Below are 18,761 nucleotides of genomic sequence, written 5' to 3'. Positions count from 1 at the left end.
CTTTACGAATTCGATGGGTCGCGGATCTGCGGCCCAGGTGATGAACCACCGCCATCGCCACCACGCAGGGTGTGGGCGACCGTGTTGGTGGCCTGCGAGAGTTGTTGCCTGCGCTGCAGGCGCTTGGCCCAATCAGGCGGCTTGGCGGGGGCCGCCGATGAGCCAGCAGCGGCGGACGTTCCACCTGCCGCAGTACCGCCGGCCGCAGCTCCAGAAGGCACACCAGCCAGAGAACGGGCTCCACCCATAGCCAGGCGCGCCGCGTCGGGCGCCATGCGTGCGCCGGCCAGCACTGCGCCGCCGACACCTGTGGCTACTGCAGCAGCACCGGCTGCCATGCCCGCCGCGCCGAGCGCGGTACCAGCTGCTGCACCAGCACCCAGTTGCGGTGCGCCGGAGACCAGGCCGGTGGCAATGCCCGGGCCGAAGATGCCCAGGCCGAGCAACGCCAATGAGGCGAGCATGACCACCAGCGCGTGGTCGATGGAGGGCTCGTCCGGCACGGCCTGAAACTCGGCGAACAGCCCGCTGCCAATGCCGACGATCACCGCCAGCACCAGCACCTTGATGCCGGACGCCACCACATTGCCCAGCACTTTCTCGGCGAGAAAGGCGGTCTTGTTCCACAGCGCAAAGGGCACCAGCACGAAGCCGGCGAGGGTGGTCAGCTTGAACTCGACCAAGGTCACGAACAGCTGGATGGCCAGGAAGAAGAAGCTAACGATCACCACAAGCCAGGCCAGAAACAGCACCAGGATGCTGTCCAGATTGCCGAACACCTTGGGAAAGCCGCTCAGGTGACGAATCTGCTCGAGCAGCGGCCGCCCGGCCTCGATACCGATCGAAGCCAGGTGTCCCGGCTGCAGGAACTCGGCTGGGCTCAGCGCCGAGCCAGCCGCCAGCAGACCCAACCCAGCGAAGGAGTTGAAGACGATCTTGGCCAGGGCATTGAAGTTGCCGATGATGAAGGCGAAGGCACCGACATAGAGGGTCTTGCGGATCAGCTTGGCGCTGACATCCTCACCGCCCATGGCCCAGAACAGCCCGGCCAGGGTCATGTCTATCACCACCAGGGTCATGGTGAGAAAGGCCACCTCACCGCCGAGCAGGCCGAAGCCGGTGTCGATATACAGCCCGAACACCTCGAGGAATCGGTCGATCACGCTGACGTCGTTCATTGCACGTCCTCGTCGAAGCTTGGCGGGATCGCGGGCAAGTCGGTAAGCCGGAGAAACTCGCTGGGCCGAGCACAGCCGGAGTAGAAGCGCTTAGTCGCATCTTCTTGCCGGGCCATGACCCCTTTGTCGTCCTGTCCGCAGGCGACCAGTACCAGCAGCGGCAGCAGTGTCAGGAATCTCATGAGGACGCCTCCCTACCGATAGAACTGAACGGGGTAGGGGGTGTACGGCGTGCCATTGCCCATAAAGCGCCGCCGCCGTTCGCGCGCCTCCTCGGCTGCGGCAGCCTGGCGGGCCAGCTCCAGGGCGACGGCGCGGTTTTGGGTGATCTGCAGTTGCTGCGCCTGGATCGACTGCTTGGCCTGTAGGGCCAGCAACTGGTTGGTGGCCTGGGCCGCCTGTAAGGCGCCACCCGAGGACTGGCTCTGTTGCACCAGAGCGGCCAAGGCGCTTTCATCCTCAGCCAGGCTCTGTTTCACCTGAGCCTGTACGCGCAGCGCCGTATGCAGCCCGTCGAGGCCCTGCTGCCAGCGCTCGCGGGCTTCTTCTGCCAGGCGTTGGCTGCTGACGTCAGCGGTGTACTCGTTCGGGTAGAGTCGGCTGAACTCCTGATCCAGGCGCTGTACTTCGTAGGCCAGCCCTCGCGCCTCGGCGAGCAGCCGCTCGGTATTGGCCAAGCTCGCGCGCAACTGTCCGACCACGTTGTAGTCCAGGCGCTGCAGGTGACGGGCCTGGTTCAGCAGCATCTGGGTTTCGTTCTGCAACTGGCGAACCTGGTTGTTTGCCATCTCCAGGGTGCGCACCGCAGTCAGCGTGTTCTGCACCAGGTTGGTCGGATCGATTACGGTGAAGGCGTTGGCCGGCTTCAATGCCAGCAGGCCAAATACCAGCAGCGTGGCGCAGGGGAAATGGTGGACAGGGGATCTCATGGCAGGCACTCCTTGCGTGACGAGGGATAAGCGGTGAGCAGGTCGGCGGCCCAGTCCAGGCCGCGGTGACGCAACCAGACAGGGGCGAAACCGGCTGCGCCGGACGACTGTTGGATTCGGTCGATCTCGCGCTGCTCGGCTGGGCTGGCCGAGGCGGCGAAGGCCAGCGCCACCGGCCCCAGGTCGAGGTCGAACAGGCGGTTGCCCAGGCGCGACTGGTAGTAGTAATCACGCTTGGGCGTGGCCTGGGCGACGATCTCGATCTGTCGGTCGTTGAGGCCGAAGCCTTGGTAGATGTCGCGGATCTGCGGTTCGCCCGCCTGCGGGTTGGGCAGGAAGATGCGGCTGGCGCAGCTCTCGATGATTGCCGCAGCTATGCTGGAATCCTTGATGTCGGCCAGCGACTGGGTGGCGAAGACGACGCTGACGTTCTTCTTGCGCAGGGTCTTGAGCCACTGACGGATGCGTGCAGCGAACAGCGGATCGTCGAGAAACAGCCAGGCCTCGTCGAGGATCAGCAGGGTCGGCGCGCCGTCGAAGCGTTCCTCGAAGCGGGCGAACAGGTAGCTCAGCACGGCAGCCACCGCCGCCTTGCTGTGCATCAGTTCCTCCATCTCGAAACACTGCACGTCGGCGCTGCCCAGACGATCCTGATCGGCGTCCAGCAACGGGCCATGGGCACCCCCCAGTACATAGGGTTGCAGCGCCTGGCGCAGGGCGTTGTCCTGCAGCAGCACGGACAAACCGGTCAGTGTGCGCTGCGTCTCCGGTGCGCCGGCCAGGCTGTCGAGCGCCGTCCACAGTGCGGCCTTCTGCTCGGGGCCGACGGCCACGCCTTCCTGCAGCAAGCGAGCCTCCAGCCACTCGGCGGCCCAGGCTCGGTATCCCGGCTGATCGATGCGCGCCAGAGGCTGGAAGGCCAGGTCGCCGTCGCCGCCCAGGTCGTAGTGCTCGCCACCCAGCCCCAGCACCGTCGCGCGCAGCGAATGCCCCATGTCGAAGAGAAACAGACGCGAGCCCGGATAACGGCGAAACTGCAGAGCCAGGGTCGCCAGCAAAACCGACTTGCCCATGCCCGTGGGGCCAGCCACCAGGGTGTGTCCGACATCGCCGACGTGGGTGACCAGGCGAAACGGTGTTGCGCCATCGGTGCGGGTGATCACCAATGGCGGGCCATCCAGATGTTCGTTGCGCGAGGGACCGGCCCAGACCGCCGAGACCGGCATCAAGTGCGCCAGGTTGAGGGTGGAGATCAACGGCTGGCGGACATTGGCGTAGGCGTTGCCGGGGATCGACGACAGCCAGGCCTCTACTGCATTAAGGCTCTCGGCGATGGTGACGAAGCCACGACCCTGGATCACCCGCTCGACCCGACGCAGCTTCTCGTCGGCGATCTGGGCGTCGGCATCGCTCACCGTCACGGTGGCGGTCACATAGCCGAAGGCGACCTGATCGGCACCGAGTTCCTGCAGTGCTGCATCGGCGTCGCTGGCCTTGTTCGCGGCGTCGCTGTCGAGCAGTGGGCTTTCCTGCTGGAAGATTGCTTCGCGCAGCAGCGCCAGAACGCCCTTACGCTTGGCAAACCACTGCCGGCGCAGGCGCACCAGTTCCTTCTCGGCCTCGTCCTTGTCCAGGCAGATAAAACGGGTTGACCAGCGATAGGCGAAGCCCAGACGGTTAAGGTCGTCCAGCACACCTGGCCACGTCGAGGTGGGAAATCCACGTACCGACAGCGTACGCAGATGCTGCTCACCGAGACGCGGCGCCAGGCCAGTGGTCAGCGGACTGTCGGCCAGCAGGGCATCGAGGTGGAAGGGCACCTCGGGTACAGCCACCCGCTGGCGGTGGGTCGACACCGTGCCATGCAGGTAAGTCAGCGTCTGGCTGTCATCGAGCCAGGCGAGTTCCGGCATCACTCCGTCCAGCAGGTCGAAGAAACGATCCGTCTCGGCGACGAAGGCAGTCAGTCGTTCGCGCCAGTCGACACCACGTTGCGGCCGATGCTCATAGAGCAGGCTGGCGGCGCGCGAGCGCGACTCCTCTGGCGGCAGGTAGAGCAGCGTCAGGTGATAACTGCTCTCGAAGTGGCTTCCGTGCGCCTCGAAGGCGGCGCGACGCTCCTCGTCCACCAGCCAGGACAACGGCTCGGGAAAATCGCTGTCAGGGTAGTCGGCGGCCGCCAGACGCTCGGCCTCGATAAACAGCGCCCAGCCCGAGCCAAGGCGGCGCAGGGCATTGTTCAGGCGCGCCGAGGTGGCCACCAGCTCGCCTTGGGTGGCGCTGTCGAGGTCCGGCCCACGAAAGCGCAAGCTGCGCTGGAACGAACCGTCCTTGTTCAATACGACGCCGGGTGCGACGAGACCGGCCCAGGGCAGCCAGTCGGCGAGTTGGGCGGGGCGACGTCGGTATTCGGTGAGGTTCAGCATGGCGGCCTCCTCACACATCCAGCAGCGACGGCTGCTTGATGTGCCGGGCAAACACCTGCAGGAACTGCGGGTCCAGACGGGCACCCCACACCGCCAGCGAGTGGCCGACCAGCCAGAGCGCCAAGCCAGGCAGCCAGAGTTGCAGGCCCAGGCCTACCACTGCCGCCAGAGTACCGTTGAGGATCGCCACGTTGCGTGGTGCGCCACCGAGCAGAATTGGCTCGGCCAGCGATCGGTGCAGCGGCACCTCGAAGCCGGGGATGAGTTCGCGCTCGCCGTTCATGCGACCACCGCCCCGCCGGCGAAGCTGAAGAAGCTGAGAAAGAACGACGACGCGGCGAAGGCAATCGACAGGCCAAAGACGATCTGGATCAGCTTGCGAAAGCCACCGCTGGTGTCGCCGAAGGCCAGCGTCAGGCCTGTGGTAATGATGATGATCACCGCGATGATGCGCGCCACCGGACCCTGTACCGAGTCAAGGATCGATTGCAGCGGCCCTTCCCAGGGCATTCCGGAGCCGGCGGCGAGCACCGGCAGGGAGGCGCTTAGGCAGAGGGCACCGAGCATCAAGGCGCCGACGCAGCGGCAACGATTAGCAACGCGAGGATGGCAGGCAGTCATGGCTGTTTTCCTGAGGTAGCGAAGGAATGAATGCGGGGGCGATGGAAGTGAGTTGATAGCCGCGCTCGTCATAGCCGGTGACGCGGGCGATCTGCTGGACATAGCGCGTGCGGCCACGCCCGGCTAGAAACACCACCAGGTTGACCGCCTCGGCGATCAACGCCCTCGGTGCGGTCAGGGCGACTTCCAGAATCAGTTGCTCCAGGCGCAGCAGTGCGCCCTGTGCAGAGCCGGCATGAAGGGTGGCGATACCGCCGGGATGGCCGATACCCCAGGCCTTGACCAGATCCAGCGCCTCACCGCCGCGAACCTCGCCGACCACCACGCGATCGGGGCGCAGACGCAGCGTGCTGCGCACCAGATCAGCCATGGAGACCACGCCGGGCTTGGTACGCAGAGCGACGTGATCGAGGGCCGGACACTGCAGTTCGACCGTGTCTTCCAGCACCAGCACGCGGTCGCCGCTGCCGGCCACCTCGGCCAGCAGCGCGTTGGCCAGAGTGGTCTTGCCACTGCTGGTGCCGCCGGCCACCAGGATGTTCTGCCGCTCGCGCACGGCCACGCGCAGGTACTCGGCTTGCGCCGCGCTGAGGATGCCGTCGGCCACGTACTGCTGCAGCGGGATGACGCCGGCTGCGCGTTTGCGCAGAGCGAAGGTCGGCCCGGCCACTACCGGCGGCAGCACGCCCTCGAAGCGCTCGCCAGTTCCTGGCAATTCGGCACTCAGCAGCGGCTTGTTACGATGTACCTCCTGGCCGACATGCGCTGCCACCAGGCGGATGATCCGTTCACCTTCTGCAGCTGCTAGCGTGCCCAACCGGGCGCGGCCGGCTGACAGGCGATCCAGCCAGAGCACGCCGTCGGGGTTGAGCATCACCTCGACCACGTCCGGGTCGTCCAGGGCGGCAGCGATCAGCGGGCCCAGCGCCGTGCGCAACATGCGCGTGCGCCGATCCAGAGAAGCTGCCGCTGCACTCAGCATTGGGGAGGAGGCGACAGTCATGGACGCTCTCCCGAGACCACAGCCTCTGCCTGAACCTCTTCGTGCACATCTCTGACCAGGCTGCGTCCGCGCTGCAGGTGGCGCCCCAGTTGCTCGACGAACTGGCTGAAGCGCAGCTTGCCCTGCGCGCGTGCTGCGTCCTGATGCGCCTCGGGTACAGGCGTGCTGACCGTGAGGTAGTAGCGTACGTAGAGCGCCACGGTCTCGATCAGGATGTGCTGGTCGCGCTCCAGGCGCTCGAACTGTCGCGACAGCCGGTCCAGGCGCTTGGCCATGGCCACCTCGCGCTGCTCGCCGGACTCGGGCGACAGCCAGGAGGCGAGTGCCGCGGCGATGATCGAGGACTTCGACACGCCCTTGGTGATCGCCAGTTCGTTCAGGCGCTTGGCGTGCTCGGGTTGGATAAACAAGTTGAGGCGGGCTCGGCTCATAGGGCTATTCCATCGTCAGGGTCGAGGGTGGCCAGCCGCGCCACGCGCTGCAGGCGCGGATCCGGCTGGGTGGGGAAGGGCGTGGAAATGTCGTCCTCGTCGAGCAGCAGCAGGTCACTGGCTAACTCGTCGTGATCTGGCAACTGGGCGAGCTCCGTCAGCTCGGGCTGACGGCGTGGTCCGCCGTTCTCGACGGTCTCGTCCTTACTCGGGTCGGCCGGTTGCGCAGCGACGGCCGCAGGCACGGCCAGGTCGCTCCAATCGTCTGTGCGTGGCGACGGTGCGTCGGCATAGCGGCCCGGCTGCAAGCGCGGGGCGGGCAGCACTCGGCTCTGGAAGTTGGCATCGGTGAAGTAGCGCAGCTTCTTCGCGCGGATTGGCGCCAGGCCGGAGAGCATCACCACGGCCTCCTCGCTGGGCAGTTGCATCACCTCTCCCGGGGTCAGCAGCGGGCGTGCGGTTTCCTGGCGCGACACCATCAGATGGCCCAGCCAGGGTGCCAATCGGTGGCCGGCATAGTTGCGCTGCGCTCGCAGTTCGGTGGCAGTGCCGAGAGTCTCGGAGATGCGCTTGGCGGTGCGTTCGTCGTTGGTGGCGAAGGTCACTCGCACGTGGCAGTTGTCGAGGATCGAGTGGTTCTGGCCGTAGGCCTTGTCGATCTGGTTCAGCGATTGCGAGATGAGGAATGCGCGCAGCCCATAGCCGGCCATGAAGGCCAGCGCTGTCTCGAAGAAATCCAGCCGTCCCAGCGCCGGAAACTCATCGAGCATCAACAGCAGCTTGTGCCGGCGCTCGATGCCGTCGGAGCCGTCGAGCGACTCGGTCAGGCGCCGGCCGACCTGGTTGAGGATCAGGCGGATCAGCGGCTTGGTGCGGCTGATATCTGAGGGCGGTACCACCAGGTACAGCGACACCGGATGCTCGGACGAGATCAGATCGGCGATGCGCCAGTCGCAGCGCGAGGTGACTTCGGCCACCGTAGGATCGCGATACAGGCCGAGGAAGGACATGGCCGTGGACAGTACGCCGGAGCGCTCGTTATCGCTCTTGTTCAGCACCTCCCGGGCGGCCGAGGCCACCACTGGATGCGGTGCATCACCCAGGTGCGGCGTAGTCATCATCCGGTGCAGCGTCAGCTCGAAGGTACAGGCCGGGTCGGAGAGGAAGTTGGCAACGCCGCGCAGGGTCTTGTCCTGGCCGGCGTAGAGCACGTGCAGGATGGCGCCGACCAGCAGCGCGTGGCTGGTCTTCTCCCAGTGGTTGCGCCGCTCCAGCGCGCCCTCCGGGTCGACCAGGATGTCGGCGATGTTCTGCACGTCGCGCACCTCGTGGGCGCCGCGACGCACTTCCAGCAGCGGGTTGTAGGCGGCCGAGGTCAGGTCGGTGGGGTTGAACAGCAGGCAGTGGGAGAAACGTGAGCGCCATCCCGCGGTCAGGCTCCAGTTCTCGCCCTTGATGTCGTGGATGACTGCCGAGGCCGGCCAGGAGAGCAGGGTGGGCACCACCAGGCCGACGCCCTTGCCCGAGCGCGTCGGCGCGAAGGTCAGCACATGCTCAGGGCCTTCGTGGCGTAGGTACTGGTCATCGAACTGGCCGAGGAATACGCCTACGGACTGGGTCAGCCCGGCCTTGCGTACTTCATAGGCATCGGCCCAACGTGCCGAGCCGTAGGTGGTGACTCGCCGCGCCTGGCGCGCCCGCCAGATTGCCATGCCAATGGCCACCACCAACGCCAGCAGGCTGCTGCAAGCGGCGATGCTGCCGCCAACGTTGAAGACTTCAGGTGCATAGGCATCGAAGACGAACCACCACTCGAACAGACGCCAGGGATGGTAGACCGGCGTACCCAGTAACTCGAACCAAGGCGCCCCCAGGCGGGCCTGGTAGCCGAGCACGGCCGCCGTCCACTGCGTGGCACCCCACACCCCGGACAGGGTGATGGCCAACACCACCAGCACCTGGCCGTAAAGCACCGTTGTTGCATGCATCCCTGAACCCAACCTCCCAGGCAATACGCACGGCACGCAGATGTGCCGCGGGCGAAAGGTTCGGTACTGGAGGAGTCGGGGTCAAAGACCGTTTCGGCGAGGACTAAGAAGGATGGGGCAACACAGCAGACTGTGGCGGTTAGCAGATAAACTCAGCAGGGTGTGTACATGAGGTAGATGTCGATCCGAAGCCGCATCTGGCGACTGGCAGATACCGGCCAAAAGCTGCCATCCAGTACCTTCGAATTTAGTGGAATTCAGATGGGGTAGCTCACAATAGCCTGACTATCATGTAGGAGAATCATCTGATCCCCCTCCAGCCCTGCATTGGGAAAGGCCGCGTACGGTAGGTGTCCTGAATCGAGTTTCACGTAAAGCGTTTTGTCAGTGGGCTTCATGGGCGTTGCGCCAGAGGGATAAATCCCCTGCCCTTTTTCTGTGATCAGAAATGCCAGCGGGAAAAATGACAGGAGGCTTAGGGTGGCAAGGTGTCCGTGGTTTCTGCACGCAAACATTTTAATACTAATGTGCTTACGGTGCGGATAGAACCACGTATAGAAATCATGAGTTTCATCAGTGGCGGTATCGTCCCCCATGACAAACTTTTGCAGCGGGACGTAGTAGGGAATGGGCACAGGCTCTCGTTGGCATTCCTTTACAGTTGTTGCTGAGAGCACATGTCCAACCATTGCACGGCAAAACCTCATGCCATCAAACGGCATATGCACGTGATTGACTGGGCTGTCTGCCCTCAAAAAATAATCTTTTATCTTGTCTGATATGCCTTTGTAGACCCTCGCAACCTCTTGATCATTAGTGCCGAGATGCGAACTATTACAATGCTTGCAGATGGTTTTGAACTTACTTCCGTTTGGAGACTTCACGCCAATGACAGGGGCAGGATTGATTCCCATGACCTCATTCAGATGAGCCTGCTCAACTTTGGTAATGGTGATACTGCCTTGGGGCGGAACATGATCCCAGCTGAGAGGGCCGAAAGTTCCGCAGATCAGGCAATAGCCATCCTTGAGCTGTGTGTGATGGCGGCGCTCTGTGAGTCCTTTCGTGTAGTTTCCCATCATGGCATCTTTGCGTAAGACCGATGCCTCGATCTTAGCAGGTTGCCCCTGAACCACCCTTGGTTTTGTAGCCGTATTGAGCGCATGCTTTTGGCCAATTGCAGCCGGCGATAACAGGCAGCTAGTGGGGTGCGTATCATTAATCGACCTGTGCCTGGCCATTAGTCTTTAGTCGACGCAAGCCCCCATGGATCTTTCGACGCGCCTCTACTGCATCAGGGCTAGCTAGCACAACCGGGTCGGAAAGGGAGGCAGCAGGGTCGATCTCAAAATTGCTGCACTCCAAGTAATTAGTGATAGCTGGAACGATTAAGCTCGCTGGGTAGAAGTTGACAACCCCAGCATCAGCACGCTGAACCATTCCTGCCCATTGCGAAGGGCTATTCGGGGCCGCGAATGTGAAAACAGATCCTCCGCTTATCCCATTCATTTCTTCATGGCTAAGTGATACCTGAAGCTTCAACGCGGATAACCCTCCTGCAGGAGTGTAGCGCCCCCAAAAAATATGGCGATTCAGGGTCGCGACACAATTGACCTCCGCAAAAGGGTAATCAATCGGGTTGTGTTTATTTGGATACCCAGACACGACTAGGTAACCGGCCAGAAGCAGCCTCTCGCGGATGACCATCTGGGTCGATTATGTTGACGAACTCTCGACGCGTTTTTGCCCGTCAAAAGCGTGGCCGACATAGAATTTTTCGTTCGCGTAGAAAGGCGGGAACTACCATAATTTTTACGTAGCAACGCCGAAATCGAGCGTCTTTTGAACCGCCGAGAAACGCTCTTTCAGATACGGGCTTTTTCGACCTGAAACGGACGCAGATATCTAATTGCCCACCTTCCGACAGTAGCAGTAGAGAAACTTTTGGATGCTCCCGGCCGGGGTCTGATGGTCTTCCGATGCCCGCCCGAGCAGCTCGAAGCTAGCCCCAAACTCACCGTACAGGGACTCCGCACTGTAACGCTGGACTGGTAGGCCACTACAGTGTTCTGGACCATCTTCGGCGAAGGTTCCGATTATCACGAAGCCGCCCGGCTTAACCGACCGGCGCACAGCCTGTAGATATTGGCGACGCGCCTGCTCGGTTGTGAGGAAATGAAATACCGCGCGGTCGTGCCAAACGTCATATTCTTGTTCGGGCAATTGGACGGTGGTGATATCGGCCTCGATCCAACTCACTTCGGACGCACACTCACCTAGGCGTTGCCGTGCAACCTCCAGCCCTGCGTCGGAAATATCCAGCACAGCCACCCTATCGAAACCTGCGGCCAGTAGGTCGTCGACTAGCGTCGAGGCGCCACCACCAACGTCAATAATCGAGGCTTCTGTCGACACACCTGTCCGCCGGATCAGCTCCAGCGATACAGAGATGTGCGGCTGATACCAACTGACGCTATCTGCTGCCTTGCTGGTATAGACCTGCTGCCAGTGATCTTTCGATTTCATGCTGCCCCCGGTGGTTGAATTGCCATCTTGCTCAACCGCCGATGCAGCGACTCGCTGGCAGTGTCCACAGTGGACCGCAAGAAGGGTCGATGTAACTCACTCAATCTCAATATCAGAAAGGGTTGCCATGCTGGTTTCTTTGATAAGGGAGATGAACTCACTTATGTAGGGCTTGCTGCCTTGTTCAACGGTAGTCGCTGCCCAGATCTCCGAGATCAAACCATCACGAGTGATGGGTTTGGCCGTTACATACTGCCGTTGCAAGTAGTTCAACACAGCCCAGCGCGGTAATACGGCGATACCCCTACGAGTGGCGACAAGCATGAGAATCGCAACGGTCAGCTCCGTGGTACGGCGTTTAGGCGAAATGCCTGCCGGCTTGAGCAAGAGCCGCAGGATGTCCAGCGCCTCCTCTTCAACGGGATAGGTGATCAGGGTTTCCTGGCTGAAATCCTCCGCGACCAGAAAGTCTTTCTGTGTGAGCGGATGATCGTTGGCGACCAGGGCAACGAGCTTGGAGCGAAAAAGATGATGAAAATCCACGCCCGGCTCGGGTTCGCGGCAGGACACCAGTGCAAGATCTGCATCGCCACGGTGTAGCAAGCCAACCGGATCTGACTGGTATCCGGACACCAGATCGACCTCTACTTCAGGCCATCGCGCTCGAAAGGCATCCACCGCAGGCATCAGCCAGTCAAAGCAGGTATGGCACTCAATGGCTATTCGCAGAGTGCCTGAAGCGCCTTTGGCCAGGCTGAGAATATCCCGCGTGGTCTGGTTGAGCACCGGGATGACCCTGTCGGCAGCCTCCAATAGCCGCTGACCGGCGGGCGTGAAAATTACCGGGCTCGATTTTCGAATGAACAACGGCACGCCGTAGAAATCTTCCAGCGCTTTGATGTGGTGGGACAGCGCGCCTTGCGTCAGGCGCATCCAGGTTGCCGCTCGAGAGACGCTGCCACTGTCACGCAGTGCAATCAGGGTCTGCAGGTGGCGTACATCGATAGGAATTCTTTCCATTAGTTTTCTTGAGATCAACTTGCCGTTTTATTCGTTTGAATAATGCTCATCGTATTTCGATACTTCTGACGGCTTCCAGCACTTCTTTTCAATTTTTCGACAAAAGGCCACCTCGATGCTCGGCAACTCCATGCATCGCCAGGTACTGATCCTGGCTATCGCTCAAGCGCTGTTCCAGACCGTTTCCGTATTGGTTATGACCATTGGGGGCTTGGCTGGTAGCCACATCGCTGATCGCCCAGAGCTGGGCACCCTGCCAATTGCCACCATGTTTCTCGGTACAGCATCGGCAATGTTCCCCGCCTCTGCCTGGATGGCACGGGTCGGAAGGCGCCCTGGTTTTCTACTGGGCACACTGCTGGGCGCGCTTGGAGGAGTGATCGCAGCCTACGGGGTGTGGACAGGCTCGCTAGCGGTGCTGGCATTTGGGACCTTTCTGGTAGGCACGTACCAGTCTTTCGCGCAGTTCTATCGCTTTGCTGCCAGCGAGGTCGCTGATGATGCCTTCAGGCCGCGCGCGATTTCGCTGGTTATGGCTGGAGGTGTCATCGCTGCGCTACTGGGGCCAAGCCTCGCCCAGAGCGGAGGAACCATGCTACCGGTGCTGTATACAGGCTCCTTCTTGATCCTCTCCGCAGTGTCACTGCTCGCTACCGCTGTGCTGCTGACGTTGCACATGCCCCACAGCCGCGCTGATCAGGTGGATAGCCGTCAAGGTCGGCGATGGAAAGATATCGTTCTCCAGCCCGCCTACCTCGTTGCGTTGTTCGGTGCATCTACTGGTTATGGCGTAATGATCCTGGCCATGACCGCAACACCAATTGCGATGGTGCACCACCATCACGAACTGGCAACGGCAGCAACCGTTATCCAGCTACATGTGCTGGGCATGTTTCTGCCGTCGTTCTTTACCGGCTCACTGATCGCGCGCTATGGCGTCCTGCGTGTCATGTTTACGGGGGTTTTACTGTTGGCAGGCCACGTGGCCATGGCATGGAGTGGCACTGGCTTCAACTCGTTCGCCAGCGCGCTCGTATTGCTGGGAGTGGGTTGGAACTTCCTGTTCATCGGTGGAACAACGCTGCTGACCTCCACCTATGCGCCTGCTGAAAAAAGTCGCGCGCAAGCCACCAACGACATGACCATCTTCGCCGTGGGGCTGAGTTGTTCCTTTGGCGCAGGAGCACTGCTTCAAGGGCTGGGCTGGCAGATGCTCAACCTGTTGCTGCTACCTTGGCTGGGTATTGCAGCCTTGGCGATTGCATGGCTTGGCATGCAGCAAAGCGAAAAAGCGTTGGCCAGAAATTGATTCGGTGTGTGGCTGTCCGCTTTTGGCCGATAGCTGTCGAATCTGGATAGGCTCAAGCCTTGCATTGTCTAGCCTTGCTTCTTTCGCATGTCGTCCATGGATATAAAACGGGCGCAGGCCCCGGGGGCGTCCGTGGAACCGCACCCGACGGGAATCTCTCGATCCAGCGGCCTTGGCGGCGCGGCTCTGCCGTCACTGTCAGATTACACACGTAATTACACACTGTGTAACCTCCACCAGAAAGTCAAAAGCCCCGCTGTTGCAGGGCTTTTATTCACTTATTAATTCAATTACATAGTACCTGCTATAAAGAACCTAGGCTGGCTTTTTTCATCGTGATTCGTCGAACCGCTGAAGAGGCGTCTGCAGGGCAATGGCAGGCTCCTTGCCTGCTCTTGCGATATTGGACAGATCATCATCAGCGTTGGTTGCGGCATTCGCCAAGTGCTCTGTAACGAATGCTACGCAGGTCGCTATTTTTGTCTTCGAAAACCATGATTTTCGGAATGACGCCGCAGTATTCGATGGATGGGCTGGTGTAGATCAATTTGGCCACACTGTATTTCGTGCTGTACGTGTAGTCCTGAATTTCTGGCACTTCTTTTCCGACGCTCTGCGCATAAGCCTGTGCGGCTTCCATGCTTGCGGCTTCATCTTTCTGTATTTCTTTGTTGGGGTAGGTTTTGGCGAAAGCACTGGACGCTGCGAGCAGGCTCAGGACAGTGACGAGAATTTTGAAGGATTTCATGGGTAGGCCTATGTAGGTGTGTTTTCAGTATCGAGGCTACTGATCCGCGGCTTACCTGAGCATTGCGTGAAAATTACAATGGCGACATCGGGCGATTCTGTGAGGTGTGGCTGGCCTCAGTGAACACGCAAAGGCCACCGAGGCCTTTGCGTGAGCGAGGCTTAGAACGCGTACTGTATGCGCATGACCACACCGTCGCCGCTGTCATCGCCTGCAAGGTTCTGAACCTTGTCGGTGCGTGCCTTGACGTAGTTGGCGCTGACTTTCACCAGGTCATTGGCGTACCAGTTCACGCCAATGGTGTGGGCCTTGCCGCCAGTGTCGCCAACCTGCCTGGTTGGGGTGCTGGCGGTGACATTGCCATCATCGACCGTGACGGAGTCGAAGCGATAGAACAGTTCCCAGGCGCCGGTCTGCTTGTTCGCCGGTTTGATGGTGTCGAATTTTGCGCCATCGAGTCTGTACTGGCGCGGCTCGCCAGTGAGGGTATATGCCAGTTGAACGTAATAGCCATCGGCATCGATGTCGCTCTGAGCCTGGTCGGCCTTGAGCGTGCGGCTCAGGTACTCAGCCTGAACGGAGAATGCATCCATTGCCCACGCGCCTTCCACGCCCCAGACCGCATCCTCTTCCCACTGGTCTGCCGTAGCCGAGAAGCCGCCGAATACGGCGCGGTTGCCGTTGGTGCCGGCACTGTTGCCGCCGTTGGTATCAACGCCGCGCATCCCCATGCGCGAACGAATCCGGGTATCGACGGCACTGCCCTGCAGATCCCGATAGGCATACTGCAGGCCGAGGTGCAGCACATTACCTGGCTGGTTCAACGGCGCGAAAACGCCCCTTACGTTGTAGCGCTTGACGCTGTCGCCGTCGGTATCGTTGTTGTTCTCGCTGAACAGGCTGCCAGAGAGGAACACTGAGTTACCCAGCACGCTGCTGGCCTGAACACCCATACCGTTGTTGTCACTGACCCATTCGGCAAGGTCATACGACATGTTGCGCTCCAGCGCTGTGGTCCACTTGGAGCTGGTCGCCTTTTCCAGACCGAAGTCGGTGTAGAAACGGCCAAGTTTGATGTTGAGTGGGCTGAAGCCGGTATAAGTGATGCTCGCTTCATCGAAGTAACCGGTGCTGTCACTGCCGACATTTCGCGACATGTCGTAGTTGATTTGGTATTTCCAGTCCTTGTAAGCGGTGCCACCGAACTCGATATAGGCCCGACGGAAATACGCAGCATCGGCCTTGTCGCCATTGCGCGTGTAGTAGCCGTCGAATGTCGAGTAGTCAGCCTGGAGACGACCCCCGAGTTTGAAGCTGAACTCCTTGTCGGTTGTTGCAACTTCCAGCCCGCCTTTGGTCTTGATCACCAGGTCGGCGCCATCGGTGGTAACTGTTCCTGCAAACGCCGACATGGCGGATGTGCCGATGAACATGGTAATTGCCAATGTGGATAGTTTGCCTGGGTTGATAAACATGCATATCTCCTGGTTGCCGTTTGATGTGTGTTGGCGACCGGGATGTTTTGCATTGCGCATTACAATGAATATCTATTTTGATGACGGTATGATTATTTCCGCTTCCGGATCTTCTGAACCCCTTTGTTTCATTGGGCTGCAGTGTTTCTGAGTGCCTGTTTAGGTCATTTCAGAAATGTTTCAGCATGGAAGTGTCATGTGATAAAAGCCGTGCCCGGCCTGGTTTTATATCCTTGCCATTTGGTTCGAGCAGGTTGTTCTTCGACCTTCGATTACAGATTGGTAATTCTGCAGCAAGCCTGCTGATATATTCCCGGCGCTACGATGGCATGGGATAAGTTAGCATTCGATATCTATATGGCTAGCGCAAACGGTTACATCGAATTCAAGCGCAGGAAAGGAACTGTTGACCTGCGCAATTCTATTGAGTCTATTGAAGGACATATCGCCGAGGGGTTTCTGGCCACCGCACGGTGTGCGAGTTATACCCAGGCTGCGCGTACTCTCAATGTGCATCCGGCGAGGTTACGCAAGCAGCTTCGCTGGCTTGAGTCAGGCATAGGTGAAGCACTCTTCATTCATCAGGACAACGCACTCCTGCTTACTCCAGCAGGGCAATCGCTTCAGCAACGGTTGTCGTCTCGTTTTTTTCAGGCGCAACCTGAGCAGCAGCCTCCGCCATGCGCTCAGGTCGTTCGGCTAGCCATTCCTGAAAGCATTCTGAGCGATGTCGTAGGGCGTTATCTCATTGATTTCCTGCGCAAGAACGCTGCCGTGCGGCTGGAGGTCACTCCTCTGGATCACGGCAGGCTTACCCAGGGCGAGGTCATGGTATGGCTCGCCGATCCGGATCAGCCGAGACCTGACCCAGGATTCGCCATGACGCAGCCAAAGCAACTGGCCCGTCTTCCCTATCACGCGTGCATTGCCAAGCGTTATGCGAGAGAGCCGCGTCTACCCTGCGTCGTTGCCGATCTGCGCGATTACATGCTGGTCCAGCAGCAACGGGACTTGTCGGTTGTTTCCTTCGAGCCCTGGAATGCCCTTGTCAGGCAACGGCATAACTCGGTGGCAGTGACGCACGCCCATCAGTGGTCGGTCGATCTCATCAAGCATGCGGCATGCGTGGGACTGATGCCCGGCTACATCACCCGAGTCGATCCGAACCTTCAGCTTCTGAAAGGGCTTTTCAGTAAGCCGATGGAGCAAGTGGTCTGGCTATCCACCTCGCCCTTGGCAGAGAGGCGCCAGGACGTGGCATTGGTGGTCAAGTTGATTCGACAAGCCTTTGACGAGCGGCGTGAGTGGTTTGACGACTAACGCTGAATCAAGCGGATTCTCTCAGAAACAGATTGAGGCCTCCCTGGGAATGTCGGCTCGGAGGGGCGTTGCACTCAATGAACGTGCATCACGGCAAACACCAAGAACACTAGCAATGGAGAATAAGAGATGAACCGTTCGTTTTTGTCCCTGGCCATATCGGCCGTAGCCATAGGCTTCAGTCAGGGGACGTATGCCGATTTCTTGGATGACAGCAAGGCCTCACTTGATCTGCGTAACCTGTACTTCAACGAAGACGTACGAGATCGTGATATCCCATCCTCCAAGGAGTGGGGTCAGGGATTCATCCTCAACTACCAATCCGGCTTCACCCAGGGGACGGTTGGGGTTGGCGTCGACGCGATTGGTCTGTTGGGCGTCAGGCTCGATGGCGGTGGCCGCGCGGACAAGACCGATATTGATCGCAGCCCAGGACAGCTGTTCCCGCTTGAGACCGATGGCTCTGCGGTGAGTGACTACAGCAAGCTCGGTGCGACTGCCAAGGCGCGAGTGTCCAAGACCGAATTTCGTTTTGGCACCCTACAGCCAAAGCTCCCGGTGCTGTCACTCAATGATGGTCGCCTTCTACCGCAGTTGTTCGAGGGCGGGCAGGTCATAGTCAACGAGATCGAGGGTCTGACCCTGACTGCCGGTCAGTTGGAGCACGCCAAGGGACGTAGTTCCACAGACTCGCGCGGCTTCTCCATTGCCGGTTCGAACAACGCCAGCACCGGTCAATTCGTCAATAAGTTCTACTTCGCTGGTGGTGACTACAAGGTCAGCAAGGATCTGACGATCCAGTACTACTACGGCAATCTCGAGGACTTCTACCAGCAGCATTTCGTTGGGCTGACGCACAACTATGCGCTGGGGGGCGGCAACCTCAAGAGCGACGTACGTTATTTCTATAGCGATTCAGATGGCAAGAATGCCAGCGCTGCCGGGCGTGCCGAGGGCTACAGGAGTAACGGCTACTGGTCGGCAGGGGACAGCAAGACAGGTGAGGTGGACAACCGCACCTGGAGCACCTTGTTCACCTATAGCCACAGCGGACATGAATTCAGTGCCGGTTACCAGCAGGTCTCGGGAGGGAGCGCATTTCCCTATCTGAACGCCGGTGATGGCGCCACGTCATACCTGATTACTGATCGTCAGATAGGCCGGGGTGGCAAGTTCCTCAGCGCCGGCGAACGTACCTGGTTGGCCGGCTATGGCTATGACTTCGGAAAGTTGGGTATCTCCGGTCTCAAGGCGTCGGTGCTTTATCTCTCGGGTGACAACGTCGATAGCGCTCAAGGTGAGCGTAAGGAGTGGGAGCGAGATCTGCGCCTGGACTACGTGTTGCAGGACGGGGCCTTGAAAGGCCTCGGTTTCTCGCTGCGTAACGCCAGTCTGCGTGGCAACGTGGCGGCAGATGTCGATGAGAATCGTCTTTACGTAACCTACAGCTTGCCGCTGCTTTAAGCGAAGACATGGTTCCATCGTCGAGTGGTGGGACCATGTCCGTTTAGCGCGTCTGATCACGTTCTCATCAACGCTGTGGCTCTGGATCACAGCGTCACTTCTTCCGCCTGACCATTTTCTACCTCTGCTACACCAACTTCCGGCTCTCTGTTGCTGCACCTGTTACTGCCTGCTGGCCGCTCGCCTATCAGAGTTGTGCGGCAAGGTGATAACGAGATCCGGTCACAGTTCCTCTCTTTCAAAATTGTAATTTTCCGCTCATCTCCAAGTTATCTGGCGCTTGCGAGGATAACTGCCGCCATATCCATAAGAAGAATCGGCTC

Annotated in this window: 17 protein-coding genes; 3 read left to right on the top strand and 14 right to left on the bottom strand. The window is 60.0% G+C overall.

All coding sequences use genetic code 11. The annotated features are described in order from the left end of the window. Positions 1-2: 2 nt before the first annotated feature. The 12 genes from trbL to P3C50_RS11225 form a co-directional block, all read right to left on the bottom strand. Positions 3-1,178, bottom strand: coding sequence for a P-type conjugative transfer protein TrbL (gene trbL / locus P3C50_RS11280; RefSeq protein ID WP_275546082.1), 1,176 nt, complete (start codon positions 1,176-1,178; stop codon positions 3-5). After that, positions 1,175-1,360: a hypothetical protein gene (locus P3C50_RS11275; RefSeq protein WP_108232794.1), complete on the bottom strand. Its 186-nt coding sequence runs from the start codon at positions 1,358-1,360 to the stop codon at positions 1,175-1,177. The genes trbL and P3C50_RS11275 overlap by 4 nt, the downstream gene beginning before the upstream one ends. Positions 1,361-1,372: 12 nt before the next feature. Continuing rightward, a complete protein-coding gene (gene trbJ, locus P3C50_RS11270) occupies positions 1,373-2,107 on the bottom strand; it encodes a P-type conjugative transfer protein TrbJ (RefSeq protein ID WP_275546081.1) in 735 nt (244 codons plus the stop codon). After that, on the bottom strand, positions 2,104-4,533 hold the full coding sequence (trbE, locus tag P3C50_RS11265) for a conjugal transfer protein TrbE (protein WP_275546080.1): 2,430 nt from the start codon (positions 4,531-4,533) through the stop codon (positions 2,104-2,106). Before trbE ends, trbJ begins: the two co-directional genes overlap by 4 nt. Positions 4,534-4,543: 10 nt before the next feature. After that, positions 4,544-4,816: a VirB3 family type IV secretion system protein gene (locus tag P3C50_RS11260; protein ID WP_003116617.1), complete on the bottom strand. Its 273-nt coding sequence runs from the start codon at positions 4,814-4,816 to the stop codon at positions 4,544-4,546. Beyond that, positions 4,813-5,100 (bottom strand): TrbC/VirB2 family protein, encoded by a 288-nt coding sequence (locus tag P3C50_RS11255; RefSeq protein ID WP_275546101.1) that lies wholly within the window; start codon positions 5,098-5,100, stop codon positions 4,813-4,815. Before P3C50_RS11255 ends, P3C50_RS11260 begins: the two co-directional genes overlap by 4 nt. 25 nt (positions 5,101-5,125) lie before the next feature. Further along, positions 5,126-6,094, bottom strand: coding sequence for a P-type conjugative transfer ATPase TrbB (trbB, locus tag P3C50_RS11250; protein ID WP_275546100.1), 969 nt, complete (start codon positions 6,092-6,094; stop codon positions 5,126-5,128). A gap of 59 nt (positions 6,095-6,153) precedes the next feature. Continuing rightward, a complete protein-coding gene (locus tag P3C50_RS11245) occupies positions 6,154-6,588 on the bottom strand; it encodes a CopG family transcriptional regulator (protein WP_275546079.1) in 435 nt (144 codons plus the stop codon). Then, the gene (locus P3C50_RS11240; RefSeq protein WP_275546078.1) at positions 6,585-8,576 is read right to left on the bottom strand and encodes a conjugal transfer protein TraG; all 1,992 of its coding nucleotides are present in this window, start codon (positions 8,574-8,576) and stop codon (positions 6,585-6,587) included. Before P3C50_RS11240 ends, P3C50_RS11245 begins: the two co-directional genes overlap by 4 nt. Positions 8,577-8,833: 257 nt before the next feature. Beyond that, complete coding sequence (locus tag P3C50_RS11235) at positions 8,834-9,658, bottom strand: metal-binding protein (protein ID WP_275546077.1); 825 nt, start codon at positions 9,656-9,658, stop codon at positions 8,834-8,836. 823 nt (positions 9,659-10,481) lie between these two features. Then, positions 10,482-11,102, bottom strand: coding sequence for a class I SAM-dependent methyltransferase (locus P3C50_RS11230; RefSeq protein ID WP_275546076.1), 621 nt, complete (start codon positions 11,100-11,102; stop codon positions 10,482-10,484). Positions 11,103-11,198: 96 nt separating this feature from the next. Further along, positions 11,199-12,122 carry a LysR family transcriptional regulator gene (locus P3C50_RS11225; protein ID WP_275546075.1) on the bottom strand — a complete coding sequence of 308 codons (924 nt, stop codon included), beginning with the start codon at positions 12,120-12,122 and terminating at the stop codon, positions 11,199-11,201. 115 nt (positions 12,123-12,237) lie between these two features. On the opposite strand from P3C50_RS11225, the gene P3C50_RS11220 reads away from it, so the two are divergent. Further along, a complete protein-coding gene (locus P3C50_RS11220) occupies positions 12,238-13,431 on the top strand; it encodes an MFS transporter (protein ID WP_275546074.1) in 1,194 nt (397 codons plus the stop codon). Positions 13,432-13,849: 418 nt separating this feature from the next. Here the strand turns inward: P3C50_RS11220 and P3C50_RS11215 are convergent, their stop codons facing one another. Beyond that, positions 13,850-14,179: a DUF2790 domain-containing protein gene (locus P3C50_RS11215; RefSeq protein ID WP_275546073.1), complete on the bottom strand. Its 330-nt coding sequence runs from the start codon at positions 14,177-14,179 to the stop codon at positions 13,850-13,852. Positions 14,180-14,340: 161 nt separating this feature from the next. Continuing rightward, positions 14,341-15,612: an OprO/OprP family phosphate-selective porin gene (locus P3C50_RS11210; protein ID WP_275546099.1), complete on the bottom strand. Its 1,272-nt coding sequence runs from the start codon at positions 15,610-15,612 to the stop codon at positions 14,341-14,343. Between the two features lie 366 nt (positions 15,613-15,978). Between P3C50_RS11210 and P3C50_RS11205 the strand changes: the two genes are divergently transcribed. Both P3C50_RS11205 and P3C50_RS11200 read left to right on the top strand, forming a co-directional pair. Next, positions 15,979-16,974, top strand: coding sequence for a LysR family transcriptional regulator (locus P3C50_RS11205; protein ID WP_275546072.1), 996 nt, complete (start codon positions 15,979-15,981; stop codon positions 16,972-16,974). A 129-nt stretch (positions 16,975-17,103) separates the two neighbouring features. Continuing rightward, on the top strand, positions 17,104-18,438 hold the full coding sequence (locus tag P3C50_RS11200; protein ID WP_275546071.1) for an OprD family porin: 1,335 nt from the start codon (positions 17,104-17,106) through the stop codon (positions 18,436-18,438). The last annotated feature ends 323 nt before the right edge of the window (positions 18,439-18,761 follow it).

The organism is Pseudomonas sp. Marseille-Q0931 (assembly GCF_940789645.1).
GTDB lineage: Bacteria > Pseudomonadota > Gammaproteobacteria > Pseudomonadales > Pseudomonadaceae > Aquipseudomonas.
The sequence above is the reverse complement of the archived record's forward strand: the minus strand, read 5'-3'. Positions and strand labels throughout refer to the sequence as shown.